At 72.1% G+C, this 25,802-nt stretch carries 29 protein-coding genes and 1 pseudogene; 6 read left to right on the forward strand and 24 right to left on the reverse strand.

The window, feature by feature from the left end; all coding sequences use genetic code 11:
- Positions 1 to 3: 3 nt before the first annotated feature.
- The 12 genes and pseudogenes from rplN to rpsJ form a co-directional block, all read right to left on the reverse strand.
- Positions 4 to 372 carry a 50S ribosomal protein L14 gene (gene rplN / locus IEX42_RS08025; protein ID WP_188779307.1) on the reverse strand — a complete coding sequence of 123 codons (369 nt, stop codon included), beginning with the start codon at positions 370 to 372 and terminating at the stop codon, positions 4 to 6.
- 84 nt (positions 373 to 456) lie between these two features.
- Positions 457 to 726, reverse strand: coding sequence for a 30S ribosomal protein S17 (gene rpsQ, locus IEX42_RS08030; RefSeq protein ID WP_188779308.1), 270 nt, complete (start codon positions 724 to 726; stop codon positions 457 to 459).
- The gene (gene rpmC, locus IEX42_RS08035; protein ID WP_188779309.1) at positions 723 to 962 is read right to left on the reverse strand and encodes a 50S ribosomal protein L29; all 240 of its coding nucleotides are present in this window, start codon (positions 960 to 962) and stop codon (positions 723 to 725) included. The genes rpsQ and rpmC overlap by 4 nt, the downstream gene beginning before the upstream one ends.
- Complete coding sequence (gene rplP, locus IEX42_RS08040; protein WP_188779310.1) at positions 962 to 1,378, reverse strand: 50S ribosomal protein L16; 417 nt, start codon at positions 1,376 to 1,378, stop codon at positions 962 to 964. The genes rpmC and rplP overlap by 1 nt, the downstream gene beginning before the upstream one ends.
- Positions 1,379 to 1,382: 4 nt before the next feature.
- Positions 1,383 to 2,237, reverse strand: coding sequence for a 30S ribosomal protein S3 (rpsC, locus tag IEX42_RS08045; protein ID WP_188779311.1), 855 nt, complete (start codon positions 2,235 to 2,237; stop codon positions 1,383 to 1,385).
- On the reverse strand, positions 2,237 to 2,683 hold the full coding sequence (gene rplV, locus IEX42_RS08050; protein WP_188779312.1) for a 50S ribosomal protein L22: 447 nt from the start codon (positions 2,681 to 2,683) through the stop codon (positions 2,237 to 2,239). Before rplV ends, rpsC begins: the two co-directional genes overlap by 1 nt.
- Positions 2,684 to 2,730: 47 nt before the next feature.
- Positions 2,731 to 3,012 carry a 30S ribosomal protein S19 gene (gene rpsS / locus IEX42_RS08055; RefSeq protein WP_188779313.1) on the reverse strand — a complete coding sequence of 94 codons (282 nt, stop codon included), beginning with the start codon at positions 3,010 to 3,012 and terminating at the stop codon, positions 2,731 to 2,733.
- Positions 3,013 to 3,023: 11 nt separating this feature from the next.
- Entirely contained in the window at positions 3,024 to 3,857 is an 834-nt protein-coding gene (rplB, locus tag IEX42_RS08060) for a 50S ribosomal protein L2 (RefSeq protein ID WP_188779314.1), read from the reverse strand.
- A 28-nt stretch (positions 3,858 to 3,885) separates the two neighbouring features.
- A complete protein-coding gene (gene rplW / locus IEX42_RS08065) occupies positions 3,886 to 4,191 on the reverse strand; it encodes a 50S ribosomal protein L23 (RefSeq protein WP_188779315.1) in 306 nt (101 codons plus the stop codon).
- A 38-nt stretch (positions 4,192 to 4,229) separates the two neighbouring features.
- Positions 4,230 to 4,874 (reverse strand): annotated as a pseudogene (gene rplD, locus IEX42_RS08070) (50S ribosomal protein L4); the annotation flags it as partial.
- A complete protein-coding gene (gene rplC, locus IEX42_RS08075) occupies positions 4,874 to 5,548 on the reverse strand; it encodes a 50S ribosomal protein L3 (protein ID WP_188779317.1) in 675 nt (224 codons plus the stop codon). The gene rplC and the pseudogene rplD, both read right to left, overlap by 1 nt.
- Before the next feature lie 20 nt (positions 5,549 to 5,568).
- Complete coding sequence (gene rpsJ, locus IEX42_RS08080; protein WP_188779318.1) at positions 5,569 to 5,877, reverse strand: 30S ribosomal protein S10; 309 nt, start codon at positions 5,875 to 5,877, stop codon at positions 5,569 to 5,571.
- Between the two features lie 404 nt (positions 5,878 to 6,281).
- Here rpsJ and IEX42_RS08085 point away from each other — a divergent pair, with 404 nt between their 5' ends.
- From IEX42_RS08085 to IEX42_RS08105, 5 genes are read left to right on the forward strand one after another with little or no spacing between them, the layout of a single operon-like run.
- On the forward strand, positions 6,282 to 7,400 hold the full coding sequence (locus tag IEX42_RS08085; RefSeq protein WP_188779319.1) for a DUF7847 domain-containing protein: 1,119 nt from the start codon (positions 6,282 to 6,284) through the stop codon (positions 7,398 to 7,400).
- On the forward strand, positions 7,397 to 8,059 hold the full coding sequence (locus IEX42_RS08090; protein ID WP_188779320.1) for a DUF4129 domain-containing protein: 663 nt from the start codon (positions 7,397 to 7,399) through the stop codon (positions 8,057 to 8,059). Before IEX42_RS08085 ends, IEX42_RS08090 begins: the two co-directional genes overlap by 4 nt.
- Positions 8,056 to 9,183 (forward strand): DUF4350 domain-containing protein, encoded by a 1,128-nt coding sequence (locus IEX42_RS08095; protein WP_188779321.1) that lies wholly within the window; start codon positions 8,056 to 8,058, stop codon positions 9,181 to 9,183. Before IEX42_RS08090 ends, IEX42_RS08095 begins: the two co-directional genes overlap by 4 nt.
- Positions 9,180 to 10,160, forward strand: a complete 981-nt coding sequence (locus IEX42_RS08100) for an AAA family ATPase (protein WP_188779322.1) — start codon at positions 9,180 to 9,182, stop codon at positions 10,158 to 10,160. The genes IEX42_RS08095 and IEX42_RS08100 overlap by 4 nt, the downstream gene beginning before the upstream one ends.
- Positions 10,161 to 10,169: 9 nt before the next feature.
- A complete protein-coding gene (locus tag IEX42_RS08105) occupies positions 10,170 to 11,468 on the forward strand; it encodes a DUF58 domain-containing protein (protein ID WP_188779323.1) in 1,299 nt (432 codons plus the stop codon).
- Positions 11,469 to 11,479: 11 nt separating this feature from the next.
- On the opposite strand, the gene IEX42_RS08110 is transcribed toward IEX42_RS08105, so the two are convergent.
- A complete protein-coding gene (locus IEX42_RS08110) occupies positions 11,480 to 12,481 on the reverse strand; it encodes a stage II sporulation protein M (RefSeq protein WP_188779324.1) in 1,002 nt (333 codons plus the stop codon).
- Between the two features lie 32 nt (positions 12,482 to 12,513).
- Here IEX42_RS08110 and IEX42_RS08115 point away from each other — a divergent pair, with 32 nt between their 5' ends.
- Positions 12,514 to 13,311: an RDD family protein gene (locus IEX42_RS08115; protein WP_188779325.1), complete on the forward strand. Its 798-nt coding sequence runs from the start codon at positions 12,514 to 12,516 to the stop codon at positions 13,309 to 13,311.
- Positions 13,312 to 13,333: 22 nt separating this feature from the next.
- Here IEX42_RS08115 and IEX42_RS08120 read toward each other — a convergent pair whose 3' ends face one another.
- The 11 genes from IEX42_RS08120 to IEX42_RS08170 form a co-directional block, all read right to left on the reverse strand.
- Entirely contained in the window at positions 13,334 to 13,954 is a 621-nt protein-coding gene (locus tag IEX42_RS08120; protein ID WP_188779326.1) for a class F sortase, read from the reverse strand.
- A gap of 5 nt (positions 13,955 to 13,959) precedes the next feature.
- Positions 13,960 to 15,270: a hypothetical protein gene (locus IEX42_RS08125; RefSeq protein ID WP_188779327.1), complete on the reverse strand. Its 1,311-nt coding sequence runs from the start codon at positions 15,268 to 15,270 to the stop codon at positions 13,960 to 13,962.
- A 77-nt stretch (positions 15,271 to 15,347) separates the two neighbouring features.
- Positions 15,348 to 16,094 (reverse strand): tRNA (guanosine(46)-N7)-methyltransferase TrmB, encoded by a 747-nt coding sequence (gene trmB, locus IEX42_RS08130; protein WP_188779328.1) that lies wholly within the window; start codon positions 16,092 to 16,094, stop codon positions 15,348 to 15,350.
- A 104-nt stretch (positions 16,095 to 16,198) separates the two neighbouring features.
- Entirely contained in the window at positions 16,199 to 17,395 is a 1,197-nt protein-coding gene (gene tuf / locus IEX42_RS08135) for an elongation factor Tu (RefSeq protein WP_188779329.1), read from the reverse strand.
- A 78-nt stretch (positions 17,396 to 17,473) separates the two neighbouring features.
- Positions 17,474 to 19,585: an elongation factor G gene (gene fusA, locus IEX42_RS08140; protein WP_188779330.1), complete on the reverse strand. Its 2,112-nt coding sequence runs from the start codon at positions 19,583 to 19,585 to the stop codon at positions 17,474 to 17,476.
- 136 nt (positions 19,586 to 19,721) lie between these two features.
- Entirely contained in the window at positions 19,722 to 20,192 is a 471-nt protein-coding gene (rpsG, locus tag IEX42_RS08145) for a 30S ribosomal protein S7 (protein WP_188779331.1), read from the reverse strand.
- 1 nt (position 20,193) lies between these two features.
- Entirely contained in the window at positions 20,194 to 20,568 is a 375-nt protein-coding gene (rpsL, locus tag IEX42_RS08150; protein WP_179517431.1) for a 30S ribosomal protein S12, read from the reverse strand.
- Between the two features lie 253 nt (positions 20,569 to 20,821).
- Entirely contained in the window at positions 20,822 to 21,238 is a 417-nt protein-coding gene (locus tag IEX42_RS08155; protein ID WP_188779332.1) for a hypothetical protein, read from the reverse strand.
- Positions 21,235 to 24,012 carry an FAD-binding and (Fe-S)-binding domain-containing protein gene (locus IEX42_RS08160; RefSeq protein ID WP_188779333.1) on the reverse strand — a complete coding sequence of 926 codons (2,778 nt, stop codon included), beginning with the start codon at positions 24,010 to 24,012 and terminating at the stop codon, positions 21,235 to 21,237. The genes IEX42_RS08155 and IEX42_RS08160 overlap by 4 nt, the downstream gene beginning before the upstream one ends.
- A 46-nt stretch (positions 24,013 to 24,058) precedes the next feature.
- Positions 24,059 to 24,478, reverse strand: a complete 420-nt coding sequence (locus IEX42_RS08165) for a RidA family protein (RefSeq protein ID WP_188779334.1) — start codon at positions 24,476 to 24,478, stop codon at positions 24,059 to 24,061.
- A complete protein-coding gene (locus IEX42_RS08170; protein ID WP_188779335.1) occupies positions 24,475 to 25,746 on the reverse strand; it encodes a hydroxyacid-oxoacid transhydrogenase in 1,272 nt (423 codons plus the stop codon). Before IEX42_RS08170 ends, IEX42_RS08165 begins: the two co-directional genes overlap by 4 nt.
- Positions 25,747 to 25,802 lie beyond the last annotated feature (56 nt).

Raw genomic sequence — 25,802 nt, forward strand, 5'->3', positions numbered from 1 at the left:
ACTTCAGAGCACCTCCGGGGCCAGGCTGATGATGCGCATGAACCGACGCTCGCGCAGCTCGCGACCCACGGGACCGAAGATGCGGGTACCGCGCGGCTCGCCGTCGGCCTTGAGGATGACGGCAGCGTTCTCGTCGAAGCGGATGTACGAGCCGTCGGCGCGGCGGCGCTCCTTCACGGTGCGCACGACCACGGCCTTGACGACGTCGCCCTTCTTGACGTTGCCGCCGGGGATCGCGTCCTTGACCGTGGCCACGACGACGTCACCGATGCCGGCGTACCGGCGACCGGAGCCACCGAGCACGCGGATGCACAGGATCTCCTTGGCACCGGTGTTGTCGGCGACCTTGAGTCGCGACTCCTGCTGGATCATTGCTTAGTTCTCCTTGTCGCCCTGGTTCTCGAGACGCCGCCTTCGTGGCGGTGCGAGCCTGGGGGAACGTGATGGGTACGGGGGTTACTTGGCCTTCTCGACGACCTGGACCAGGCGCCAGCGCTTGGTGGCGCTCAGCGGCCGGGTCTCCATGATCTGGACGCGGTCACCGACACCGGCGGTGTTCTCCTCGTCGTGCACCTTCAGCTTCGAGGTCCGACGCAGCACCTTGCCGTAGAGCCCGTGCTTGACGCGGTCCTCGACCGAGACCACGACGGTCTTGTCCATCTTGTCGCTGACGACGAGGCCCTCACGGACCTTGCGGTTCGTACGCACAGACGTGTTCTCGCTCATGCCTTCTCCTCCTGGGCACCGGGCGCGGTGCGGATCCCGAGCTCGCGCTCGCGGACCACGGTGTAGATGCGGGCGATGTCCCGCTTCACGGTGCGCAGCCGCCCGTGGCTCTCCAGCTGGCCGGTGGCCGCCTGGAAGCGGAGGTTGAACAGCTCCTCCTTGGCGTCCTTGAGGCGGGTCTCGAGGTCGACGTCGTTGAGGTCGTCGAGCTCGGCCGCCAGACTCTGCGTCGCCATCAGGCACCACCCTCCCGGGTCACGAACTTGCACTTCATGGGGAGCTTGTGGATCGCGCGTCGCATCGCCTCGCGAGCAACGTCCTCCGGGACTCCGGACAGCTCGAACATCACGCGGCCGGCCTTGACGTTGGCGACCCACCACTCGGGCGAGCCCTTCCCGGAACCCATCCGGGTCTCGGCGGGCTTCTTGGTCAGCGGACGGTCGGGGTAGATGTTGATCCACACCTTCCCGCCTCGCTTGATGTGACGGGTCATCGCGATACGCGCCGACTCGATCTGCCGGTTGGTGACGTAGTGGCTCTCGATCGCCTGGATGCCGTAGTCACCGAACGCCAGCGACGTGCCGCCCTTGGCGGCGCCGGTGCGCTTGGGGTGGTGCTGCTTGCGGTGCTTGACCCTGCGGGGCATCAGCATGAGGTCAGCCCTCCTGTCCGGTCGGAGCCGCCGCCGGGGCGGCGGACTCGGCGGGAGCCGCACCGGTCGCCTCGGCCGGTGCGTTCTCGGTGGCCTCGCCGCCCTGACGGTCGGCGCGGGTCGGCCGGTTGCCACGACCCGGACGCTCGCCACGAGCACCGCGGTTGCGGCCGGGAGCACCGGCGCGCGCGGCCTGGGCCGCCTCACGCTCGGCGCGGGTGCCGGCGACCTCGCCCTTGTAGATCCAGACCTTCACGCCGATCCGGCCGAAGGTGGTCTTGGCCTCGAAGAAGCCGTAGTCGATGTCGGCGCGCAGCGTGTGCAGCGGCACCCGACCCTCGCGGTAGAACTCCGAGCGCGACATCTCGGCACCGTTCAGACGGCCCGAGCACTGGATCCGGACACCCTTGGCACCCGAGCGCATCGAGGTCTGGATCGCCTTCTTCATCGCACGCCGGAACTGCACGCGGCCGGCGAGCTGCTCGGCCACGCCCTGGGCGACCAGCTGCGCGTCGATCTCGGGCTGCTTCACCTCGAGGATGTTGAGCTGCACCTGCTTGCCGGTGAGCTTCTCCAGCTCCGCGCGGACGAGGTCCGCGGTCGCGCCGCGGCGACCGATGACGATGCCGGGCCGGGCGGTGTGGATGTCGACCCGCACCCGGTCACGGGTGCGCTCGATCTCCACCTTCGCGATCCCGGCGCGGGTGAGCTCGGTGTCGCCGACCTTCTTGGTCAGCAGCCGACGGATCGCGACGTCCTCGCCGACGTACGACTTGTAGAGCTTGTCGGCGTACCACCGGCTGCGGTGGTCGATGGAGACACCCAGGCGGAAGCCGTTCGGGTTGATCTTCTGGCCCATCAGGCGTTGCTCCCCTTCGTGGACTTCGTGGACGCCGCGCGGGCCTTCACCAGGTCGGCCGGCTGGACGACGATCGTGATGTGGCTCGTGCGCTTGTTGATCCGGGTGGCCCGGCCCTGGGCACGAGGACGCCACCGCTTCAGGGTGGGCCCCTCGTCGACCCGGGCGGCGCTGACCACCAGGTCGGCGCGGTCGAGGTCCTCGGTCGTCTCGGCGTTCGCCACCGCGGACTCGAGGACCTTGTAGACGGTGTCGCTGGCGGCCTGCGGCGCGAACCGCAGCATGGCCAGCGCGTCGTCGACGGCCAGGCCGCGGACCAGGTCGACGACCCGGCGGGCCTTCATCGGCGTGATCCGGGCGAACCGTGCGGACGCGAAGGCCCCCGGCTCGTCGCCGAGCAGCGACTCGCGGCGCGCGCTGGTGCGCTGACGCTCGGTAACGCTCATCTCGTGTGCTCTCCTCTGAACCTACGTGTGGTGGAGTCCGGCCGCGCTCAGCGGCGGCGGCTCTTCCGGTCGTCCTTGACGTGCCCGCGGTAGGTGCGGGTCGGGGCGAACTCCCCCAGCTTGTGACCGACCATCGAGTCGGTGACGAAGACCGGGACGTGCTTGCGACCGTCGTGCACGGCGAGCGTGTGGCCGATCATGGCCGGCACGATCATCGAGCGACGCGACCACGTCTTGATCACGTTGTGGGTCCCGGAGTCGTTCTGCGTGTCCACCTTCTTCATCAGGTGGTCGTCGACGAACGGGCCCTTCTTCAGGCTGCGCGGCATCTCGTGGCTTCCTAACGCTTCTTGCCGGTACGACGGCGACGGACGATGAGGGCGTCGGAGGACTTGCGCTTGCGCGTGCGGCCCTCGGGCTTGCCCCAGGGCGAGACCGGGTGGCGACCACCGGAGGTCTTGCCCTCACCACCGCCGTGCGGGTGGTCGACGGGGTTCATGACGACACCGCGGACGGTCGGGCGCTTGCCCTTCCACCGCATCCGGCCGGCCTTGCCCCAGCTGATGTTGGACTGCTCGGCGTTGCCGACCTCGCCCACCGTCGCGCGGCAGCGCACGTCGACGTACCGCATCTCGCCGGAGGGCAGCCGCAGCTGCGCGCGCGAGCCCTCCTTCGCGACGAGCTGTGCGGAGTTGCCCGCCGAGCGCGCCATCTTGGCGCCGCCACCGGGACGGAGCTCGATGCAGTGCAGCGTCGTACCGACCGGGATGTTGCGCAGCGGCAAGTTGTTGCCGGTCTTGATGTCGGCGTTCGGCCCGGCCTCGATGGCCTGGCCCTGCACGATGCCGCGGGGGGCGAGGATGTAGCGCTTCTCGCCGTCCGCGAAGTGCAGCAGCGCGATCCGCGCGGTCCGGTTGGGGTCGTACTCGATGTGCGCGACCGTCGCCGGCACGCCGTCCTTGTCGTAGCGACGGAAGTCGACGACGCGGTACGCCCGCTTGTGCCCGCCGCCCTGGTGCCGGGTGGTGATCCGACCCTGGTTGTTGCGACCGCCCTTCTTGGGCAGCGGCTTGACCAGGGACTTCTCCGGCGTGGTGCGGGTGATCTCGACGAAGTCGGCCACCGACGAGCCGCGTCGGCCCGGCGTGGTCGGCTTGTAGTTCCGGATTGCCATAGCTAGTCCTTAAGTCCTCGTCCCCCGGTCAGCCGACCGGGCCCCCGAAGACGTCGATGCGGTCCCCGACGGCGAGGCTGACGATCGCCCGCTTGGTGGCGGGACGACGGCCGATGCCATAACGGGTGCGACGCGCCTTGCCCGGGCGGTTGACGGTGTTCACCGAGGTGACCTTCACGTCGAACACCTTCTCGACCGCGATCTTGATCTCGGTCTTGTTGGCGCTCGGGTGGACCAGGAACGTGTACTTGTTCTGGTCCATCAGGCCGTAGCTCTTCTCGGACACGACGGGTGCGATCAGCACGTCGCGGTGGTCCTTGTGCAGGGTGCTCATGCCTCGGAGCCCTCCTCGGTCTCGGCCTCGGTCACCGCGTCGGCGGCCGGCGGCTCGACGATCTCGGCGGTCTTCACCGCGGACGGCGTGGCGCCCGAGACGAAGGCGTCGTAGGCGCCCTTGGTGAAGACCACGTCGTCGGCGAGCAGCACGTCGTAGGTGTTGAGCTGGTCGACGGCCAGGATGTGCACGTCGGGCGCGTTGCGCAGCGACAGCCAGGTGACGGCGTCCTCGCGCTCGAGCACGACGAGCTTGCGCCGGCGATCGGAGAGACCGGCCAGGCCGGCCAGGGCGGCCTTCGTCGAGGGCTTCGTGCCCTCGACCAGACCCTCGACCACGTGGATCCGGTCGGCGCGGGCCCGGTCGGAGAGGGCACCACGCAGCGCGGCGGCCTTCATCTTCTTGGGCGTCCGCTGGTCGTACCCGCGCGGCTGCGGGCCGTGGACGGTGCCCCCGCCGGCGAACTGCGGAGCGCGGGTCGAGCCCTGACGGGCGCGGCCGGTGCCCTTCTGCTTGTACGGCTTGCGACCACCGCCGCGGACGTCGCCGCGGGTCTTGGTGGCGTGCGTGCCCTGGCGCGCGGCGGCCTGCTGGGCCACCACGACCTGGTGCAGGAGGGCGACGCTGGCCTCGGTGCCGAAGATGTCGGCGGGCAGGTCGACCTTCACGGTCTTGGCGGCCATCAGGCGGACACCTCCAGGGTCTTCTGGCTCTTCGCGGCGGAGCGGAGGACCACGAGACCGCCCTTGGGGCCGGGAACGGCGCCCTTGAGCAGGATCAGGCCCTTCTCGACGTCGACGGCGTGCACCGCGACGTTCTGGGTGGTGACGGTGTCGGCACCCATCCGGCCGGCCATCCGCATGCCCTTGAAGACGCGGCCCGGGGTGGCGCAGGCGCCGATCGAGCCGGGCTTGCGGTGGTTGCGGTGGGCACCGTGGGAGGCGCCGACGCCGGAGAAGCCGTGACGCTTCATCGTTCCGGCGAAGCCCTTGCCCTTGCTGGTGCCGGTGACGTCGATCTCCTCACCGACCTCGAACAGGTCGGCGGCCAGCTCCTGACCGACGGTGTACGACGACGCGTCGGCGGTGCGGATCTCCACGACGTGGCGGCGCGGGGTGACCCCGGCCTTCGCGAAGTGACCGGACTCGGGCTTGTTGATCTTCGTGCCGTCGATCTCGCCGAAGCCGACCTGCACGGCGTTGTAGCCGTCGGTCTCGGGGGTGCGGACCTGGGTCACCACGTTGGTGCCGGCCGCGACCACGGTCACGGGGACGATCTGGGCGTTCTCGTCCCAGACCTGGGTCATGCCGAGCTTGGTGCCCAGCAGGCCCTTCAGGTTGCGTTCCAGGATGCTCATCGTCTCTGCTCCCTGCGTCTTCAGAGCTTGATCTCGATGTCGACACCGGCCGGCAGGTCGAGACGCATCAGCGAGTCGACGGTCTTCGGCGTGGGGTCGATGATGTCGATCAGCCGCTTGTGCGTGCGCATCTCGAAGTGCTCGCGGCTGTCCTTGTACTTGTGCGGCGAGCGGATGACGCAGTACACGTTCTTCTCCGTCGGCAGCGGCACCGGCCCGGCGACGTTCGCCCCGGTCCGGGTCACGGTGTCCACGATCTTCCGCGCCGAGGAGTCGATCACCTCGTGGTCGTAGGCCTTGAGCCTGATGCGGATCTTCTGTCCCGCCATAGGTCCCGTTCGTCCTTGTCTTCTCGGTGGTGCGGTCTGTCTCGAGCGTGTGCGTACCGCGTCGGTCTCGGTCTTCTTCGTCCGACCCCCGCGCTCGGGCGTGTCGTGAGGTCCGCACGTGCGTGACCCGACACGTCCTGCGTACGACCCGGGGGTCGGAGCGGGGGTGCGGCTGAACGGGATCTCCAGGTGCGGCGCGCACGGCGCGACTCAGACGAACGAAGGGAGAACCTGTTCAGGAGTCAACGTGCGCGCCCCGGCCATCCCGGTCGAAGCAACCGCAACAGTCTGACAGAGATCCCCGCGGTGCGCCAAATCGAGCCGGGCGGGCAACTCCCCGAGCCCGGGATCACCCGGGTGCGAGGATGGTACGAGCACTCGACGACGCCGTCCGGAGGACCGTGATGAGCCAGGAGCCACCGCCGCCCGGCGACTCCGTCCCGGGCGCCGGGCCGGTCCCGGCACCCGGTCCCGCCTGGGGCCAGGGCCAGGACCCCACTCCCCCGGCGTGGGCGGTCGCCTCCTCCGCAGGCCCTGCAGGGATGTACGGTCCCGGCGCCCGACCGCTGCACCAGCCGGGCACGGTGCCGTTGCGGCCGCTGACGCTCTCGGACATTTTCGACGCCGCGTTCCGCACGGTGCGGCGCAACCCGAAGGCGACCATCGGGATGGGGGCGCTGGTCGGCACCGCCTTCCTGGCGCTGCCGTTCGTCGTGACGCTGGTGCTGGGCGCGACCGGCGCGTTCGGCACCTCCTCGCTCGCCGACCCGTACGCGAGCGACCCGTTCGGCGACGTCGCCAGCGCGCTCAGCAGCGTGGTCAGCAGCCTGCTGTCCGGGCTCGCGGGGATCGTGGTGGCGGGCCTGATCGTGCCGGTGGTGACCCGCGCCGCGCTCGGGCGCCGGCTCACGATCGGCGAGTCGTGGCGGCTCGCGCGCGGACGGCTGCTCGCCCTGCTGGGCCTCACGCTGCTCGAGGCCCTGATCGCGGTCGTGGCGGTCACGGTCGTGGCGCTGGTCGCGGTCGGCGTGATCGTCGGTCTGGACGAGCCGGTGCTCGGCGTGGTCCTCGGTCTGCTGCTCGGGCTGGTGGCGCTGCTCGGGCTCCTGACGGTCCACGTGCGGTGGTTCCAGCTGGCCGCCCCCGCGCTGGTCGCCGAGCGGCGCGGCGTGCTCGCCGCGATGGCCCGGGCGGGCCGGCTCTCGCGCGGCAGCTTCTGGCGGCTGCTCGGCATCTGGCTGCTGACGGGCATCGTCGCCGGCTTCGTCGGCAACCTGCTCACGGTCCCGCTGAGCGTCGTCGGCGCGATCGGCGCGGTCGCCGCCCCGGGCTCGCTCGGCACCACCGTGCTGCTGGTCTCCGGACAGCTGGGCAGCGTGCTGGCGGGCGCCGTCGTCGGCCCGTTCACCGGCACCGTGGCGGTGCTGCAGTACCTCGACCAGCGGTTCCGCAAGGAAGGCTTCGACATCGAGCTCGTCGCCTGGGCCGAGGGGTCGGACCGGGACGGGTCGGGCCGGCGGTGAGCACCGCCCTCGCGGCGGCGCCCTCCGTCGTGCGCCCGGACCCGGGGCAGGCCCGGCGTCTGCTGGGCGAGGAGCTCCGCGACCCGAAGTACCGTCCCGGCCTGCTCGAGCGCCTGCGCGACTGGCTGAGCGACCTGCTGTCCGGGCGTGACGGCGGGGACCTGATCGGCGCGCTCGGGGTCCCGGTGCTCGTCGTGCTGGTCCTGGTGCTCGCCGTCGGGGGCGCGCTCCTGGTCGGCCGGCTGCGACGCGACCCCGTCGCGCCGACGGAGGACACACCGCTCTTCGACGACGTACGACGACCCGCCGCGGAGCACCGGCAGCTCGCCCGCGCCGCACTGGACCGCGAGGACTTCGACACGGCGGTGGTCGAGGGTCTCCGCGCGACGGCGGCGGAGCTGGCCGAGCGGCGGATCGTGACCGACACCCCCGCCGCGACCGCCCGCGAGGTCGCCGCGGTCGCGGCGCCGCGCTTCCCCGAGCGCGGCGCGGAGCTGGCGGAGGCTGCGCGCGTCTTCGACGAGACGCGGTACGGCGAGCGCCACGCCGACCGCAGCCGCGCCGAGCTCGTGCTGGCCGTCGACGACGGGATCCACCGCACCCGCCCGGCCACGGAGGACCCCGGGTCGTCCGGCCCGGTCCTGGCGGTGCCGCGGTGACCGGTCCGGTCGCCCCGGTCCTGACGCGGGCTCAGGGTCGGCCCGCCCGCGGCCGCCGGTCGACGGTGCTGATCGTGCTGGTCGTGGTCGTCGGTTCCGCGCTGGCCGTCTGGCTCGGTGGTGGCAGCGGGCACGACGGGCCGCTGGACCCGCGCAACCCGGGGCCCGCGGGGGCGGAGGCGACCGCGCGGGTCCTCGCCGACCGCGGCGTCGCCGTCGACGTCGTCCGCGGGCAGGACGCGTTGCTGGACACGGAGGTGGACGCCCGGACCACGGTGGTGGTGACCGACGCGGGCGACCTCGGGACCAGCACCTTGCGCACCCTCGAGCGACACACCCGTACCGCCGGCACGGTGGTGGTGGTCGGCGACGGTACGGCCGTGTCGACGCGCTTCCCGGCCGGGCGCACGGTCGAGCGGTCGGGCGCGCTGGACGCCGACTGCACGGACCGGCTGGTCGCCGACCTCCGCGTCCAGGCCGACCACGACGTCGGCTTCGCCGGTGGCCCGGGCCGGTGCTTCGCGGGCCTGCTGCTCTCCCCTGGCGCCCGGACGCACTGGCTCCCGGCCGGGGGCCCGCTGCGCAACGACCGAGTCCTCGACGGCGACAACGCCGCGCTGGGGCTGCGGCTGCTGGGCCAGCAGCCGCGCCTGGTCTGGTACGTCGCCGACCCGGCCGACGAGCGGGCCGACGACGCCGGGGCGCTGGCGCCGCTGCTCCCCGACTGGCTGCTGCCCGGGCTCTGCCTCCTCGGGGCCGCGGGGGTCGCGCTGCTGCTGTGGCAGGGCCGTCGCCTGGGGCCGCTCGCGCGCGAGCCGCTCCCGGTGGTCGTACGCGCCGCGGAGACGACCGAGAGCCGGGGCCGGCTCTACCGGCGCGCCCGAGACCGCGACCACGCCGCGCGGGTGCTGCGGGCCGCCACCCGACGGCGCCTGGCCCACCGCCTCGCCCTCCCGGCCGGCGCGGGGCCGGACGCGGTCTCCGCGACGGTGGCCGACACGCTGGGCCGACCGCGCGACACCGTCGCCGCACTGGTCGAGGATCAACCGGTGCGGACCGACACGGACCTGGCCACCCTGGGCCGCGACCTGCTCCGACTCGAGGAAGAGGTGCACGACCGATGACCGACCGCACACAGCCCGGCCCCGACGAGGCGCGCGAGGCGCTCGGCGCCGTCCGTACCGAGGTGGCCAAGGCCGTCGTCGGCCAGGACGCGGCCGTCTCCGCCCTGGTGGTCGCCCTGCTCACCGGCGGCCACGTGCTCCTCGAGGGGGTGCCGGGCGTGGCCAAGACCCTGCTCGTCCGCACGCTCGCGGCGAGCCTCGACCTGGACACCAAGCGGGTGCAGTTCACCCCCGACCTGATGCCCGGCGACCTCACCGGCTCGCTGGTCCTGGAGGCGGGAGCGGGCGGCAACGACCTCCGCTTCCGCGAGGGGCCGGTCTTCACCCAGCTGCTGCTCGCCGACGAGATCAACCGCACCCCGCCGAAGACCCAGTCGGCCCTCCTGGAGGCGATGGAGGAGGGACAGGTCTCGGCCGACGGGATCAGCCGAGCGCTCCCGTCGCCGTTCCTGGTCGCGGCCACCCAGAACCCGGTCGAGTACGACGGCACCTACCCGCTGCCGGAGGCGCAGCTCGACCGGTTCCTGCTGAAGGTGCGGCTGCCACTGCCTCCGCGCGAGGACGAGATCGCGATCCTGCGGCGGCACGCGGACGGCTTCGACCCGCGGCGCATCGCCGAGGCGGGCGTACGACGCGTGGCCGGGCCCGAGCACCTCGCCGCCGGCGCCGCCGCCGTGGCGGGCGTCCGGGTCTCCGACGAGGTGGCGGCGTACGTCGTCGACATCGCGCGCGCCACGCGCGACTCAGTCTCCCTCGCACTGGGCGTCAGCCCCCGAGGGGCGACGGCGCTGCTGCGCACCTCACGGGCCTGGGCCTGGCTGAGCGGTCGCGACTTCGTCACCCCCGACGACGTCAAGGCGCTGGCGCAGGCGACGCTCGCCCACCGGCTCGCACGCCGCCCCGAGGCCGAGCTCGAGGGGGTCGACGTCGACCAGGTGCTGGCCACCGCGATCGCCTCCGTCCCGGTTCCCCGCTGAGGCGGCCCGGTGGCGATCACCTGGCGGGTCGGAGCGCTGCTGGCGCTCGGCGTGGTGGCCGTGGTGCTGCTCCCCGCGGCCCTCACCGTCTGGGCCTGGGTGCTCGCCGTCGCCGTCCTCACCCTGCTGGACCGCCGGCTCGCGCCCGCCCCGACCACGCTCACGATCGACCGCACGGCCAGCGACCCGGTCCGCGAGGGCGGGACCGGGAGCACCACGCTCCGCGTCTCCTCGACGGACCGACGGGTACGCGGGGTGCTGCGCGACGCGTGGCAGCCGTCGGCGGGAGCGGGCGGGAACCGGCACACCCTGGACCTGGCGCCCGGCGGCTCGACCGAGCTGCGCACGACGCTCACCCCGACCCGACGGGGCGACCGCGCCACCGACCGCGTGACCGTGCGCCTGCTCGGCCCCTTCGGCCTCGCCGCACGTCAAGCGACCACACAGGTGCCCGGCCGGATCAGGGTGCTGCCCCGCTTCGCCTCCCGCCGGCACCTCCCCTCCCGAGTGGCGCGGTTGCGTGAGCTCGAGGGGCGGACCGCGGTGCAGGTGCGCGGCCAGGGGACGGAGTTCGACTCCCTGCGGGAGTACGTCCGCGGTGACGACGTGCGCAGCATCGACTGGCGGGCCACGGCGCGCAGCACCGGCACCGTCGTACGGACCTGGCAGCCGGAGCGCGACCGGCGGGTCGTCCTCGTCCTCGACACGGGACGGACGTCGGCCGGCCGGGTCGCCTCCGGTGCCGGCGTACCGAGGCTGGACGGGGCGATGGACGCCGCACTGCTGGTCGGCGCGCTGGCCGAGCGGGCCGGCGACCGGGTCGACCTCGTGGCCGGCGACCAGCTCGTACGCGCACGCTTCCGCGGCCGGCCGGGCGCCCGTACGACCGAGCGGCTGCAGGACGTGCTGGCCGACCTCGAGCCCGCGCTGGCCGAGACGGCGTGGCGCCGACTCGTTGGCGCCGTCCAGGGGCTGGGCCGGCACCGCTCGCTGGTCGTGCTGCTGACCACGCTGGAGCCCACCTCCGTCGAGCAGGGCCTGCTGCCGCTGCTCCCCGGCCTGACGGCGCGGCACCGGGTCGTCCTCGCCTCGGTCCGCGACCCGGCCCTGGACCGGCTCGCCCTCGATCGCGGCTCGGCCTCGGCCGGCTACCTCGCCGCCGCGGCAGAACAGGACCTCCACGCCCGCGAGCGCACCGCCGGGCTCCTCCGCACGCTCGGGGTCGACGTGCTCGACGCGGACGCCGACCACCTCCCCCAGGCGCTCGCCGACCACTACCTGGCGCTCAAGGCCCGCGGGCGGCTGTGACCCGGTGCTCGTCAGGCGGCGGTGGCGGCCCGGTCCTCGAGCACGCCGGCCGCGGCGTCGAGGTCTCCGGTCACGCCGCGGAGGACGGCGCGACGGCCGAGGACGTACACGTACGCCAGGAAGGCGACCTCGGCCAGCACCCCGATCCCGATGCGCGCCCAGGTCGGCAGCGGGGAGGGAGTCACGAAGGCCTCGATGACACCGGAGACGAGCAGGACCACGACCAGGCCGAGTGCCACACCTCCGGCCGAGCGACCCTCGGCGGCCAGCGACTCGCCGCGGGTCCGCTCGCCCGGCCGCAGCCACGCCCAGAACAGCCGCAGTCCCGTGCCGGCAGCCACGAAGACCGCGGTCAGCTCCAGCAGCCCGTGCGGGAGGATCAGCCCGAAGAAGACGTCGGCGCGGTCGTGCCCGATCATGATCGACCCGACGACCGCGAGGTTCGCGACGTTGCCGAACAGCACCAGCAGCACCGGCACCCCCAGCACGCCGAGCGCGATGCAGAGGGCGGCCACCCACGCGTTGTTCGTCCACACCTGGGCGGCGAAGTGCGACGCCGCCGACTCGGAGTAGTACGCCGCGAAGTCCCGGTCGACGAGCCGCTGGAGGTCGTCGGGGTCGACCAGGCTCTGCTCGACCTGCGGGTTGGCCAGCAGCCACAGCACCATCACCGCGGTGACCGCGTAGCTCACCAGCATCGTGGTCAGCCACCAGCGCCGGGTGCGGTAGAGCGCCGCCGGGAAGCGCGTGCCGAAGAACCCGGTCACCGCCCTCCACCCGGTCGTGCGCGTGCCGACCATCCGGGTACGAGCGCGGGCCAGCAGCGCGCTGAGGTAGGCGACGACGGCGGCGTCCGGGGCGGACGTACGGATGACGGACAGGTGGGTGGCGACCTCCTGGTAGAGGTCGACCAGCTCGTCGGCCTCCGCGCCGGAGCGTGCGGCGTGGGCGCTGAGCTGCTCCAGCCGGCGCCAGGCCGGGTGGTGCGCGGCGACGTACGCGTCGAGGTCCACGGCCCCACCCTCCCACCGATACCGTGACTGGGGTGGCAGACATCTACGCCGGCCTGGACGCCGACCAGCTGGTCACCGGCGAGGCCGTCACCCTCGAGCTGCCCGCCGCGTCGGTCCCCCTGCGGCTGCTCTCCGGCCTGATCGACGTCGTGCTGTCCGTCGTCCTCCTCCTCGCGGGCTTCCTGCTGACCGGCGCCCTGGCCTCGGACGAGGCGCTCCTCGGCGTCGGCTCGGTCCTCACCCTCGTGGTCGTGCTCGTGGTGCTGCCGACCGCCGTGGAGACCGTGACCCGCGGCCGGTCGGTCGGCAAGCTCGCGGTCGGCCTGCGCACCTCCCGCTCGGACGGCGGTCCGATCTCCTTCCAGCACGCGGTCGTCCGGTCGCTGCTGGGTGTGGTCGAGATCTGGGTGCTGAGCGGGGTGCCGGCCGTGATCAGCGCTCTCGTCAGCCCGCGCGGCCAGCGGCTGGGCGACCACGTCGCCGGGACGTACGTCGTCCGCGACCGGCTCGCGCTCGTCCTCACCCCGCCGGTCCCGATGCCACCGGAGCTCGCCGCCTGGGCGCGTACGGCCGACATCGCCCCGCTGCCGGACCGGCTGGCGGTCTCGGTACGTCAGCTCCTCTCGCGCGGGTCGGGGCTCTCCCCTGCGGCCCGCGAGGGACTCCTCACCCGTCTGGCCCAGGAGGTGCACCCGCTCGTCAGCCCCGCGCCACCATCGGGCACGGCGCCGTTCGCGCTGCTGGCCGCCGTCCAGGCCGAGCGACGCCGGCGCGACGAGGAGCGCCTGCACCGCGAGGCGGCGGTACGCCGTCGCCTGACCGGCCGCTGACGCGTCGTCGGATCAGGCGCCCTCAGGCACGCAGCGCCGCCACCTCGGTGCCGAGCCGCTTGGCGGTGACCAGCGTGTTGCCGTGGTACTCCTGCCCGTCCCACCCGGTGCAGGTGATGAGCAGCAGCCGACCCTTGCCACGGTCCTGCCCGAACAGCGTCGGCGCCTGGGTGGCGATCTGCTTCTTGGAGTACGTCTTCACCGACGTGATGCGGTACTTCGTGCGCTGCACCTGGCCGGAGTACTTCCGGAAGATCACGACCGGCTGGCCGACCTTGACCGTGCCGAGCTTGTCCAGCGCCCCGCCGCCGGTGTGCACCGTGTGCCCGGTGACCAGCGTCTGGCCGGTCAGGGCGCCCGGCGCCGAGCTGCCGCTCCAGTAGCCGACCTGACGCGGGTTGCGTGGCGGGTCGAGCTGGGCGTCCTTGCTCATCTTCACCGAGACCAGCGGCGCCTGGACCTTCAGCGACGGCACCTGCAGCACGTCGCCGGTCGGCGCACCGATCAGCTTGACCGGCGTGGGCGGCTGCGGGCTGGGGTAGATCAGCCCGACCCCCGCGATGCTGAGGGCCACGATGACCACGATCGTCTCGAGCAGGGTGGCCTGTCGGGCGGGCCCGAGCAGGCCCGCCTTCCGGGCCACGACTCTCAGTCCTTGCCGTGGTGCAGCTTCACCTGACGCACGCCCACGCCGCCGGCGGCGACGAGGAACAGCGCGCCGAGCGCGACCATCACGCCGGTCGGGATGGTCGGGTCACCGGCCAGGCCGGCGTCGACCGAGGTCGGCACGTTGCTGCCGCCGTTGCCGCCGTTCCCGCCGTCGCCGGGCGGGTTGACGGCCGGGGTGAAGGTGCCACCGAGGCAGTCGACGTCGCCGACCTGGATCGAGGCGAGCGAGGAGCCGGTCGCGGCCGCCGCCGCGGGGAGCACCTGCGCGTCGAGTGCCGTCTCGTGGATCTGGCTGTCTCCGGTCTTGGTCTGCTTGTTCAGCGTGATGTCGAGGATGTTGTCCTCGATCGGGCCGAGCTGGTCGCTGATCTGCCCGATGATCGGGTTCAGCGTGTCGGCCAGGTTCCCCAGGGCCACACCGAGCGGCCCGAGCAGCTGCGCGAGGGGACCGCTCTGGTTGGTCAGCGAGGTCGTCAGACCGTCGGTGATCGCGGTGGTGAGCGCGCTGAGGTCGGTGACGACCTTCTGGTTCGGCTTCGGGTCGACCGGCAGGGCGACCGTGATCGGGTCGACCGGGGAGTTGGCGCCGAAGTCCAGGGTCAGCCCGGCGTCGACCAGGTTCGCGTCGGCCGTCGTCGCGCCCCGCGTCGCGGTGCACTGGCCCTCGATGGCGTCGGCGCCGACGATCAGCGACGGGTTGCCGATCGCGTCGAGCACCTGCTGGAGCGCGGCCACCAGGGTGTTCGAGATCTGCGCGCTGGCGCCGCGGATCGCGTCGCGCAGCGCGGCCGGGAACGCGTTGACAAAGGTGTCGGTCAGCTGGCCGTTGGCGATGATCCCGGTGAAGGGGTCGAAGTTCTTGAAGGTGTCCAGCGCCCCCGAGTTCAGCGACACCGTGTCGGTGGAGGCGAAGCAGGAGTCGGACGAGCCGACCGCAGCGAGGGTCGCACCCTCGCCGGACAGACCGGCGCACGCGGCCGAGGAGACCACCCTGCCGGCGACGGAGGTGGTGGCGTCCTGGGCGAGCGTGCCCTGGCTGATCAGCGATTGGCTGCCCAGAACCCGGAGCGCAGGATTCTTGCTGCCCGACTCGGTCTGCTTGGCGCCGTCGTTGCTGGCGGCGTACTGCCCGCTGACCGAGTTGCTCATGCCGGCGATACCGACGTTGAGCGCCGAGGCCTGTCCGTGACCGACCTCGTCGGCGGCCAGCGCCGGGGAGGCGGCGAGAACGCCGAGTCCGATGGTGAGGGCGGCGGCCGTGGCGCACATCCCTCCACGCAGTGCTGTCATGTCGTGCTCTCCCCTGTTCGACGCCCGAGTCGACCGTTGTTACTGGTGATTAACGTCCGGCGTCACAGTAGGTTACGTCACAATTTTCCGGAACCCCCGGCCGTCGTCCGGCGGTAGCTCAGGTCGACGATCCCTCGCCCCGCCTCGACCCCACGGCGCTCGAAGCGGGTCAGCGGCCGGGCCTCCCAGCGAGGTACGACACCGCCCTCGAGCAGCGGCTCGGCGTCCAGGACCTCGCGCATCTGCTCGGCGTACGACGCCCAGTCCGTCGCCAGGCGCCACGAGCCTCCCGGGCGCAGCGCCGTCGCCACGGAGCGGGCGAACGCCGGCTGCACCAGGCGCCGCTTGTGGTGGCGCGTCTTCGGCCACGGGTCCGGGAAGAACGTCCAGACCTCCTCGACCGAGCCGGGCGCGAAGAGGTGGGCCAACGACCAGACCGCGTCCACCCCGATCAGCCGGACGTTGCCGACGCCGGCCTCCTCGAGGCGCCACAGCGCGCCGGCGACCCCCGGGCGCCACACCTCGAACGCGAGGACGTTCACCTCCGGTCGGGCCCCGGCCAGACCGACCAGAGCCTCACCGACACCGGAACCGATCTCGACCACGAGGGGCGCGTCCCGGTCGTACCACGACCACAGGTCGAACCCCGGCTGGTCGACCGCATCGTCCGGTACGACCCAGGACCGCGACAGCCGGTCCCAGGCGTCCTGCTCGCGCTCGGTCAGGCGCGCGCCGCGCCGGGAGTACGACAGCACCTCCCGCACCCGTCGACCGTCCTCGGTCAGCCGGACGTGCGGCCTCGCCGGTCGGGCCTGCTCACTCACGGGGCCTCCTCGGCCGTCGGAACGCGACGAAGGCCCCGCCCGGATGGGCGGGGCCTTCGCTGCGAGCGGACCGGGTCAGACCCGGGCTGCACTCGCCAGTGCGCTCACTTGGTGATGTTGGTGACCCGGCCGGCGCCGACGGTGCGGCCACCCTCACGGATCGCGAACTTCAGACCGTCCTCCATGGCGACGGGCTGGATCAGCTCGACGGCCATCTCGGTGTTGTCGCCCGGCATGACCATCTCGGTGCCCTCGGGAAGGGTCACGACGCCGGTCACGTCGGTGGTCCGGAAGTAGAACTGCGGCCGGTAGTTGTTGAAGAACGGCGTGTGACGGCCGCCCTCCTCCTTGGAGAGGATGTAGACCGACGCGTCGAAGTTCGTGTGCGGGGTGGTGGTGCCCGGCTTGATCACGACCATGCCGCGCTCGACGTCCTCGCGCTTGGTGCCGCGGAGCAGGAGCCCGACGTTCTCGCCGGCCTGGCCCTCGTCGAGGAGCTTGCGGAACATCTCGATACCGGTGACCGTCGAGGTCTGCTTGGTGTCGCGGATGCCGATGATGTCGACGGTCTCGTTGACCTTGACGACACCGCGCTCGATGCGGCCGGTGATGACGGTGCCGCGACCGGTGATCGTGAAGACGTCCTCGACGGGCATGAGGAACGGCTTGTCGGTGTCGCGCTCCGGCGTCGGGATCGACTCGTCGACCGCAGCCATCAGCTCGAGGACCGAGTTGCCCCACTTCTCGTCGCCGTTGAGCGCCGGGAAGGCCGCCACCTGGACGACCGGCACGTCGTCGCCGGGGAAGTCGTACTCGGAGAGGAGCTCGCGCACCTCCATCTCGACGAGCTCGATGAGCTCCTCGTCGTCGACCATGTCGCACTTGTTCAGCGCGACGACCAGCGCCGGCACGCCGACCTGACGGGCGAGCAGCACGTGCTCACGGGTCTGCGGCATCGGACCGTCGGTCGCGGCGACCACCAGGATGGCGCCGTCCATCTGCGCCGCACCGGTGATCATGTTCTTGATGTAGTCCGCGTGACCGGGGCAGTCCACGTGGGCGTAGTGCCGGTTCTCGGTCTGGTACTCGATGTGGGCGATCGAGATCGTGATGCCGCGCTGGCGCTCCTCCGGGGCCTTGTCGATCATGTCGAACGCCTCGGTGTTCGGGTTGCCGACCGGGTCCTGGTCGTGCAGGACCTTGGAGATCGCTGCCGTCAGGGTGGTCTTGCCGTGGTCGATGTGACCGATCGTCCCGATGTTGATGTGCGGCTTGCTCCGCTCGAACTTCGCCTTAGCCACTGGGGGCTCCTCCTGTTATCTGTTCTCTGACTCGGGTGTGCCTGGGTGTGCGCGGTTGCGCTGGTGACTCGCGGGAGGCTACTCGCCGCGCGCCTTCTTGATGATCTCGTCGGCGACGCTCTGCGGAACCTCGGCGTACGAGTCGAACTCCATCGAGTACGACGCCTGGCCGGAGGTCTTCGACCTCAGGTCGCCAACGTACCCGAACATCTCCGACAGCGGCACGAGGGCGTCGATGACCATGTCACCGTGACGGTCCTCCTGCGACCGGATCTGGCCACGGCGGGAGTTGATGTCACCGATGACCGTGCCCAGGAAGCTCTCCGGGGTGGTCACCTCGACGGCGAACATCGGCTCCAGCAGGACCGGCTTGGCCTGGCGGACGGCCTCCTTGAAGGCCTGGTTGCCGGCGATCTTGAACGCGAGCTCCGAGGAGTCGACGTCGTGGTACGCGCCGTCCTCGAGCGCCACCTTCACGTCGACCATCGGGTAGCCGGCGAGAACACCGAACTCCATGGCCTCCTGGGCGCCCTGGTCGACCGAGGGGATGTACTCGCGCGGCACGCGACCACCGGTCACGTTGTTGACGAACTCGTACCCGGCGCCGCCGCCGGTCTCCTCGTCGACGCTCGGCGCGATCGAGATGACCACCTTCGCGAACTGGCCGGACCCACCGGTCTGCTTCTTGTGGGTGTACGAGTGGTTCTCCACCGCGCGGCGGATCGTCTCGCGGTAGGCCACCTGCGGCTTGCCGACGGTCGCCTCGACCTTGAACTCACGCTTCATCCGGTCGACGAAGACCTCGAGGTGGAGCTCGCCCATGCCGGCGATGATCGTCTGGCCGGTCTCCTCGTCGGTCTTGACCGTGAAGGTCGGGTCCTCGCCGGTCAGCCGCTGGATCGCGTCGCCGAGCTTCTGCTGGTCCGCCTTCGACTTGGGCTCGATGGCGACCTCGATCACCGGCGCCGGGAAGGTCATCGACTCCAGGATCACCGGTGCGTTCTGCGCGCACAGCGTGTGCCCGGTCTTGGTGTCCTTCAGGCCCTGCACCGCCACGATCTGGCCCGCGCCGACCGACGCGATCTCCTCACGCTTGTTGGAGTGCATCTGGTAGACCTTGCCGATCCGCTCCTTGCGACCGGTCACGGAGTTCAGCACGTTGCCGCCGGACTCCAGGATCCCGGAGTACACCCGGACGTAGACCAGCTGGCCCAGGTGCGGGTCCGAGGCGATCTTGTACGCGAGGCCGGAGAACGGCTCGTCGTCGGAGGGCTTGCGGATGATCTCCTCGTCCTCGTCGTTGACCGCGTGGCCGACGATGCCCTCCACGTCGATCGGCGAGGGGAGGTACTTCACGACCGCGTCGAGCAGGGGCTGGACGCCCTTGTTCTTGAACGCGGTGCCGCACAGCACCGGGTTGAGCTTGTCGGCCAGGGTCGCCCGCCGGATCGCGGCCTCGATCTCCTCGACCGAGAGCTCCTCGCCCTCGAGGTACTTCTCCATCACCGCGTCGTCGGCGTCGGCGAGCGTCTCGAGCAGCTTCTCGCGGTACTCGGCGGCCTGGTCGGCGAGCTCGGCCGGGATCTCCTCGACCGAGTAGTCCTCGCCCATGGTGGTCTCCCCGCGCCAGGTCAGCGCGCGCATGCCCACCAGGTCCACGACCCCGAGGAAGTCGCCCTCGGCACCGATCGGCAGCTGCAGCACCAGCGGCGTGGAGTTCAGTCGCTCGACCATCATGTCGACGCAGCGGAAGAAGTCCGCGCCCGTGCGGTCGAGCTTGTTGACGAAGCACATCCGGGGGACGGAGTACTTGTTGGCCTGGCGCCAGACCGTCATCGTCTGCGGCTCCACGCCGGCGACCCCGTCGAAGACGGCGACGGAGCCGTCGAGGACGCGCAGCGAGCGCTCGACCTCGGCGGTGAAGTCGACGTGCCCGGGGGTGTCGATGATGTTGATCTGGTGGTCCTTCCACCAGCAGGTGGTCGCGGCGGAGGTGATGGTGATGCCGCGCTCCTGCTCCTGCTCCATCCAGTCCATGACGGCCGCGCCGTCGTGGACCTCACCGATCTTGTAGGAGATACCGGTGTAGAACAGGATCCGCTCGGTCGTGGTGGTCTTGCCGGCGTCGATGTGCGCCATGATGCCGATGTTGCGGACGACCTTCAGGTCGGTGGTGATGTCGACAGCCACTGTGTCCAGCTTCCTTGGTCTTGTGGGTTGCGGTGGTGCGGTTCAGGTTGAGTCACGTGCTGGTGACCACGGCGAGGCGCCTGGGCCACCGCGGCGGAGAACCACGAGCGGTGACCGCAGGCGACCTGAACCAGCGTTACCAGCGGTAGTGCGCGAAGGCCTTGTTCGACTCGGCCATCTTGTGGGTGTCCTCGCGACGCTTCACCGCGGCACCGAGGCCGTTGGAGGCGTCGAGGATCTCGTTCATCAGCCGCTCGGACATGGTCTTCTCGCGGCGGTCCTGGGCGTAGCCGACGAGCCAGCGCAGCGCGAGCGTCGTGCCTCGCGTGCCCTTGACCTCGATCGGCACCTGGTAGGTCGCACCGCCGACGCGGCGGCTCTTGACCTCCAGCGCGGGCTTCACGTTGTCCAGCGCGCGCTTGAGCGTCACGACCGGGTCGGTGGCGGTCTTCTCGCGGCAGCCCTCGAGCGCGGAGTACACGATGCGCTGGGCGACCTGCTTCTTGCCGTCGATCAGCACCTTGCTCACCAGCTGGGAGACCAGCTGCGAGCCGTAGACCGGGTCGACGTCGATAGGCCGCCGAGGAGCGGGTCCCTTGCGCGGCATGTCAGCTCTTCTCCTTCTTGGCGCCGTAGCGGCTGCGGGCCTGCTTGCGGTTCTTCACGCCCTGCGTGTCCAGCGAGCCGCGGATGATCTTGTAGCGGACACCCGGGAGGTCCTTCACCCGGCCGCCGCGCACGAGCACGATCGAGTGCTCCTGGAGGTTGTGACCGACGCCCGGGATGTACGCCGTGACCTCGACGCCGCTGGACAGGCGCACACGGGCGACCTTGCGCAGGGCGGAGTTCGGCTTCTTCGGGGTCGTCGTGTAGACCCTGGTGCAGACGCCGCGGCGCTGCGGGGATCCCTTCAGGGCAGGCGTCTTGTTCTTCGACACCTTGTCCTGGCGGCCCTTGCGGACCAGCTGGTTGATGGTGGGCACCTGGTGGTTCCCTTTCTCTGTTTCGCTCTCACGCCGGGGCACGCTGCCGAGGCGGTGTGGTCGTGGGAACTCGCTGTCGCTGCTTGGGGCGGCGACGTCGAGGTGCCCAACGCAACTCGCGACGTGGCTCCACGAGTCGGTCGTGGTGCGGGCGCGCACGAGCGTCCGGATCAACCGGAACGTGGTACGAGACTACCCGTGGCCCGCAGGCGCGGCAAAATCGCTTCCGGCGCACGTGCGGCGGGCCCGTCGTTCAGGAGAGCAGGCCCACCACGATCAGCAGCAGCACACCGAGTGCCGAGCCGATCAGCCACGCGGCGAGTCCCTGGGTGAGCCCGGACAGGGCGGCGAAGCGGCGGTCGAGCCGCAGCAGGAACAAGGGCACCAGGCTGGCGACGACGTCGACGGCGAGGATGACCCCGGAGATCCGCAGCCACAGCGGAGCCAGCGGTACGGGCTGTCGCGAGCGGGCCGGCATCCCCGAGTCCGGCAGCATGGTGAAGGAGCCGGTGAGGACCCGGTCGGCGATCGTCACGACCGAGGCGAGCAGCAGCCCGCCGAGCACCGCCGTGACCAGGCAGAGCCCGATCGCGAGGACCAGGGGGGCGCGGAGCCGACGTCGGTCGCCGACCGCCGCGCTCTGCTGCTCCTCCTCGACCGCACCACTCATCGGACGAGCCTCTCGCGCAGCAGCTCCGCCAGCGTGACCACACGCCGACCGGGCGCAAGATCGGCCAGCTGCGTACGGCACGAGAAGCCGTCCGCCAGCAGCACCGTGTCCGTCCCCGCAGCCCGGACCGCCGGCATCAGCGCGGTCTCGGCGACAGCCACCGACGTCTCGTAGTGCCCGACCTCGACCCCGAAGTTGCCGGCGAGACCGCAGCAGCCACCGACCCGGGTGACGCTGGCGCCCAGCGACTCCAGCAGCCGCTGGTCGGTGTCCCACCCGATCACCGCGTGGTGGTGGCAGTGCGGCTGGGCCACGATCTCGACACCGGTCAGGTCGGGTCCGCTCCAGCCCTCCGCACCGCTCAGGAACTCCGCCAGCGACCGCATGCCCTCGGCCACCTCGATCGCACGCGGGTCCTCGACCAGCTCGACGGCGTCCGAGCGCAGGGTGGCCAGGCAGCTCGGCTCGAGCCCGACGACCGGGACGCCGGAGGCGACGTACGGGTGCAGCGTCTCGACGGCCTGGCCGATGATCCGCCGTGCCGCGCCGAGCTGGCCCGTGGTGATCCAGGTCAGCCCGCAGCAGGCCTTCCCCTCGACCAGGCCGACCCGCAGCCCGCCGGCCTCGAGGAGACCGACGGCCGCCCGGCCGGCGTCGGCGGCGAAGCGGTCGGTGAAGGAGTCGGCCCACAGCCAGACGTCCGGCGTTCTGGCCGCCGCCGCGGCGTCGCGGCTCCAGGGCCGCTCGGAGAAGGTGGGCAGCGACCGGCGCTGGTCGACGCCGGCGGCCGCCTTGGCCACGCGGCCGAGCAGGCCCGAGCGCATGGCCGCGTTGGCCAGCCGCGGGGGCGCCATCCGCGCCCAGCGCGGCAGCTGGCCCAGTGCGTAGTGCGAGCGCGGCCGCAGGCGACGCCGGTAGCGCTGGTGCAGCGCCTCGGACTTGTACGTCGCCATGTCGATGCCGGTCGGACAGTCTCGCGCGCAGCCCTTGCAGGCCAGGCACAGGTCCAGCGCCTCGGCGACGGCATCGTCGGCGAAGCCGTCGACCAGCGACCCGTTGGCCACCTCCTGCAGCACGCGGGAGCGACCGCGGGTGGAGTCCTTCTCGTCGCCCGAGGCGAGGTAGGAGGGGCACATCACCTGCCCCGAGCCCGTGTTGTTCGCGGTGCACTTGCCCACGCCGGTGCAGCGGTGGACGGCGTCGGAGAACGACCCGCCGTCCTCCAGCAGACGCAGGGTCGTACGGATCGGGGCGCCGTGCCGGCCGCGGTCGCGCAGATCGGCGTCGAACGGCGACGGTCGGACCAGCACGCCCGGGTTGAGCAGGTCGGTCGGGTCGAGCACGCGCTTGGCCTGCCCCATCAGCGCGATCGCCTCGGCGGAGTACATCCGGCCCAGCAGCTCCGACCGCGCGCGACCGTCACCGTGCTCGCCGGACATCGAGCCGCCGTACGACGCGACGAGGTCAGCGGACGCCTCGATCACCTCGCGGAAGCGCTGCTGGCCGGAGGCGTCGTCGAGGCGGAAGTCGATCCGGGCGTGGACGCAGCCGTCGCCGAAGTGGCCGTACGGCGCCGCGTCCAGGCCGTGGGCGTCGAGCAGCGCCTGGAAGTCGCGGAGGTACGCACCGAGCCGCTCGGGCGGCACCGCCGCGTCCTCCCAGCCGGACTTGGCCTGGCTGGGGAGGGTGCGCGCGGCCAGCCCGGCACCGTCCTCGCGGATCCGCCACAGCGTGGCCTGCTCGGCCGCGTCGGTCACGATGCGGTGCGGCACCCCGGCGTCCGCGGCGACCGCGCGGGCCAGCGCCTCGGCCTCGCCCGCGCTGTCCGCGGTCACCTCGGCGAACAGCCACCCCGATCCCTCGGGCAGCGGCGGCACGGCGCCGCCGAAGCGGGCCACGACGTCGGTGATCCGCCGGTCCAGCCCCTCGCACGCGACCAGGCGGTGGCCGGCGAGCAGGGCGGGCACGGCGTCGGCGGCCTCGAACATGTCGGGGTAGCCGAGCACCGCCAGCGCGCGGCCCGGGGCGTCGCGGACCAGGCGCACCTCGGCGTCGAGCACGACCGCGAGCGTCCCCTCGGTGCCGGTCAGGAAGCGGCCGAGGTCGCGCCCCTTCTCGGGCAGCAGGTGCTCGAAGGAGTAGCCGGACACCTGCCGGCCGAAGCGGCCGAACTCCGTGCGCACCAGCCCGAGGTGGGCGTCGACGAGGTCCTGCAGGCCGGCATGGCCGTCACGGGTGTCGAGCACGGTGCCGTCGGCGAGGGCCACCCGCATGCCGAGCACGTTGTCGGAGGTACGCCCGTACCCCAGCGCGCGCGAGCCGCAGGCGTTGTTGCCGATCATCCCGCCGATGGTGCAGCGGGTGTGCGTCGAGGGGTCCGGACCGAAGCGCAGCCCGTGCGGCGCCGCCGCGCGCTGCAGGTCGGCGTGCACGACGCCGGGCTGCACGGTCGCGCTCTCCCGGTCGGGGTGCACGGTGATCCCGGCGAGGTGCTTGCGGGTGTCGACCACGACGCCGGGACCGATCGCGTTGCCGGCGATCGAGGTGCCCGACCCGCGCATCGTCACGGGTGTGGCGGTCTCCCGGGCCGCCGCGAGCGCCGCCAGGAGCTCGGCCTCCTCGCGCGGGCGCACCACGACCTGCGGCGGGACCCGGTAGAGCGAGGCGTCGGTGGAGTACAGCGCCTTCGCCAGCGTCGAGTGGTCGACGTCGCCGACGCCGTGAGCGCGCAGTGTCTCGACGACATCGCGTGGGGTGGCGGGAGCGACGGTCACTCCCCCATCCTCCCAGCCGCGAGCGCGCGACCGCGCACCCCTGCGGCTACTCGGGACCGAGCCCGGGATCGAGCACAGGATCCAGCTCAGCCTCCAGCTCGACCTCGTAGCGCCACCGGGGGTCCAGCAGCGCGGCGACGACGACCATCGTCGAGGCGGGGCGTACGTCGGCGAAGACCTCGCCGTGGACCCCTCCGACGGCGTCGGCCTCGGCGGCGTCGACGACGTACTGCCGGGTGCGCACGACGTCGGCCGCCGTCCCGCCCAGGTCGGTCAAGGCGGCGAGTGCGATCTCGAAGCAGCGGCGCGCCTGCACCGCCGGGTCCGGGTCGACGGAGCCGTCCGGCCACACCGGCGCCGTACCGCTGACGTGGATGCGGTCGCCCACTCGCACGGCTCGGCTGAACCCGATGCGGTCCTCGTACGGCGACCCCGACGCCGCGCGGTGCCGCGGCGCCCGGGTCACCACAGCTCCATCGACCGCGTGAGGATGCCGGCGACGTCGTCCTCGGTGACCTCGCGCGGAGCCGTGGCCAGCAGGCGCTGCTGCTGCATCGTGCCGGCGACCAGGTCGTCGACGTCGGCCTCGGCGTAGCCGACGGCGCCGAGCCCGCTCGGGATGCCGATGTCGGCCATCAGGTCGATGAGCACCCGGGGCAGGGTGTCCGGCCCGTCCTCGTACGAGCCGGCCGGCGCGAGGAGCGAGGCGGCGCGCAGGTGCCGCTCGGGCGAGGCCTCGAAGGTGAACCGGAAGGCCTCGGGCGCGGTCAGCGACACCGCCATCCCGTGCGGCACCATCGCCTCGTCGGCGGGGTAGCCGTCCGGGTGGAAGTCGCGCACCCGGCCGGCGATCGGGTACGCGTTCGCGTGCGGGATGTGCACGCCGGCGTTGCCGAATCCCATGCCCGCCACCGTCGCCGCCAGGGCCATGTGCCCACGGGCCTCGACGTCGTCGCCGTGGAGGACCGCGGTCCGGAACGACGAGGCCAGCAGGCCCATCGCCCGCTCCGCCCACGCGTCGGAGATCGGGTTGGCGCCGCAGTACGGCACCCGCTGCTCGGGCCGCTTGCGCTCGTAGTCGGTGTAGGGCCGCGCGGTGTAGCTCTCCAGCGCGTGGCACAGGATGTCCATGCCCGACGCCGCCGTCACGCCGGCCGGCTGCGTGAGGGTCAGCGCCGGGTCGACCACGGCGAGCTGCGGGCGCAGCCGCGGGTGCGAGATCCCTGTCTTCACGTGCTGCGAGAGGACGTCGAGCACGCAGACGGTCGTCGACTCGCTGCCGGTGCCGGTGGTGGTCGGCACCGCGACGAACGGCAGCAGCGGCCTCTCAGGGGTGCGTGCCCTCCCGACGGGCGCGTTGACGTAGTCGAGCAGGTCGCCCTCGTTCGTGCTCAGCAGGTTGACCGCCTTCGCGGTGTCGATCGCCGACCCGCCGCCGACCGCGACGAAGCCGTCCCACGGCCCGTGCTCGCGCGCCCACTCCACCGCCTCGACCAGCGACTCGTCCGTCGGCTCGACGTGCGCGCGGTCGAAGACCACCGCCTCGATGTCGTACGCCGCCATCTGCTCGGCGATGCGCTGCGGGTGTCCGGTGGCGGCCACGCCGGGGTCGGTGACCACCAGCACCCGGCGTACGTCCGAGGCGAAGGTCGAGAGGTCGTAGCCGACCTCGTCGCTGGCTCCCGCGCCGAACTTCAGATGGGGTGCGCCGTAGGTGAAGATCGTCTCGTCCATGGCCGCCAACGTAGGCCGCCGGGGAGCGCGAGCGCCGAGAGGGACCTCACACCGCA

This window comes from Marmoricola endophyticus, assembly GCF_014644415.1.
GTDB classification, from domain to species: domain Bacteria; phylum Actinomycetota; class Actinomycetes; order Propionibacteriales; family Nocardioidaceae; genus Marmoricola; species Marmoricola endophyticus.

Excerpts from the sequence above, each read along its gene's own strand:
- rpsC (WP_188779311.1), bottom strand. The coding sequence starts at position 2,237 with ATGGGCCAGAAGATCAACCCGAACGGCTTCCGCCTGGGTGTCTCCATC.
- IEX42_RS08085 (WP_188779319.1), top strand. The coding sequence starts at position 6,282 with ATGAGCCAGGAGCCACCGCCGCCCGGCGACTCCGTCCCGGGCGCCGGG.
- rpsJ (WP_188779318.1), bottom strand. The coding sequence starts at position 5,877 with ATGGCGGGACAGAAGATCCGCATCAGGCTCAAGGCCTACGACCACGAG.
- rpsQ (WP_188779308.1), bottom strand. The coding sequence starts at position 726 with ATGAGCGAGAACACGTCTGTGCGTACGAACCGCAAGGTCCGTGAGGGC.
- IEX42_RS08125 (WP_188779327.1), bottom strand. The coding sequence starts at position 15,270 with ATGACAGCACTGCGTGGAGGGATGTGCGCCACGGCCGCCGCCCTCACC.
- rplN (WP_188779307.1), bottom strand. The coding sequence starts at position 372 with ATGATCCAGCAGGAGTCGCGACTCAAGGTCGCCGACAACACCGGTGCC.
- IEX42_RS08170 (WP_188779335.1), bottom strand. The coding sequence starts at position 25,746 with ATGGACGAGACGATCTTCACCTACGGCGCACCCCATCTGAAGTTCGGC.
- rplP (WP_188779310.1), bottom strand. The coding sequence starts at position 1,378 with ATGCTGATGCCCCGCAGGGTCAAGCACCGCAAGCAGCACCACCCCAAG.
- rplW (WP_188779315.1), bottom strand. The coding sequence starts at position 4,191 with ATGAGCACCCTGCACAAGGACCACCGCGACGTGCTGATCGCACCCGTC.
- rpsS (WP_188779313.1), bottom strand. The coding sequence starts at position 3,012 with ATGCCGCGCAGCCTGAAGAAGGGCCCGTTCGTCGACGACCACCTGATG.
- rpmC (WP_188779309.1), bottom strand. The coding sequence starts at position 962 with ATGGCGACGCAGAGTCTGGCGGCCGAGCTCGACGACCTCAACGACGTC.
- IEX42_RS08155 (WP_188779332.1), bottom strand. The coding sequence starts at position 21,238 with ATGAGTGGTGCGGTCGAGGAGGAGCAGCAGAGCGCGGCGGTCGGCGAC.
- IEX42_RS08100 (WP_188779322.1), top strand. The coding sequence starts at position 9,180 with ATGACCGACCGCACACAGCCCGGCCCCGACGAGGCGCGCGAGGCGCTC.
- rpsG (WP_188779331.1), bottom strand. The coding sequence starts at position 20,192 with ATGCCGCGCAAGGGACCCGCTCCTCGGCGGCCTATCGACGTCGACCCG.
- rplB (WP_188779314.1), bottom strand. The coding sequence starts at position 3,857 with ATGGCAATCCGGAACTACAAGCCGACCACGCCGGGCCGACGCGGCTCG.
- rplV (WP_188779312.1), bottom strand. The coding sequence starts at position 2,683 with ATGAGCGTTACCGAGCGTCAGCGCACCAGCGCGCGCCGCGAGTCGCTG.
- rplC (WP_188779317.1), bottom strand. The coding sequence starts at position 5,548 with ATGAGCATCCTGGAACGCAACCTGAAGGGCCTGCTGGGCACCAAGCTC.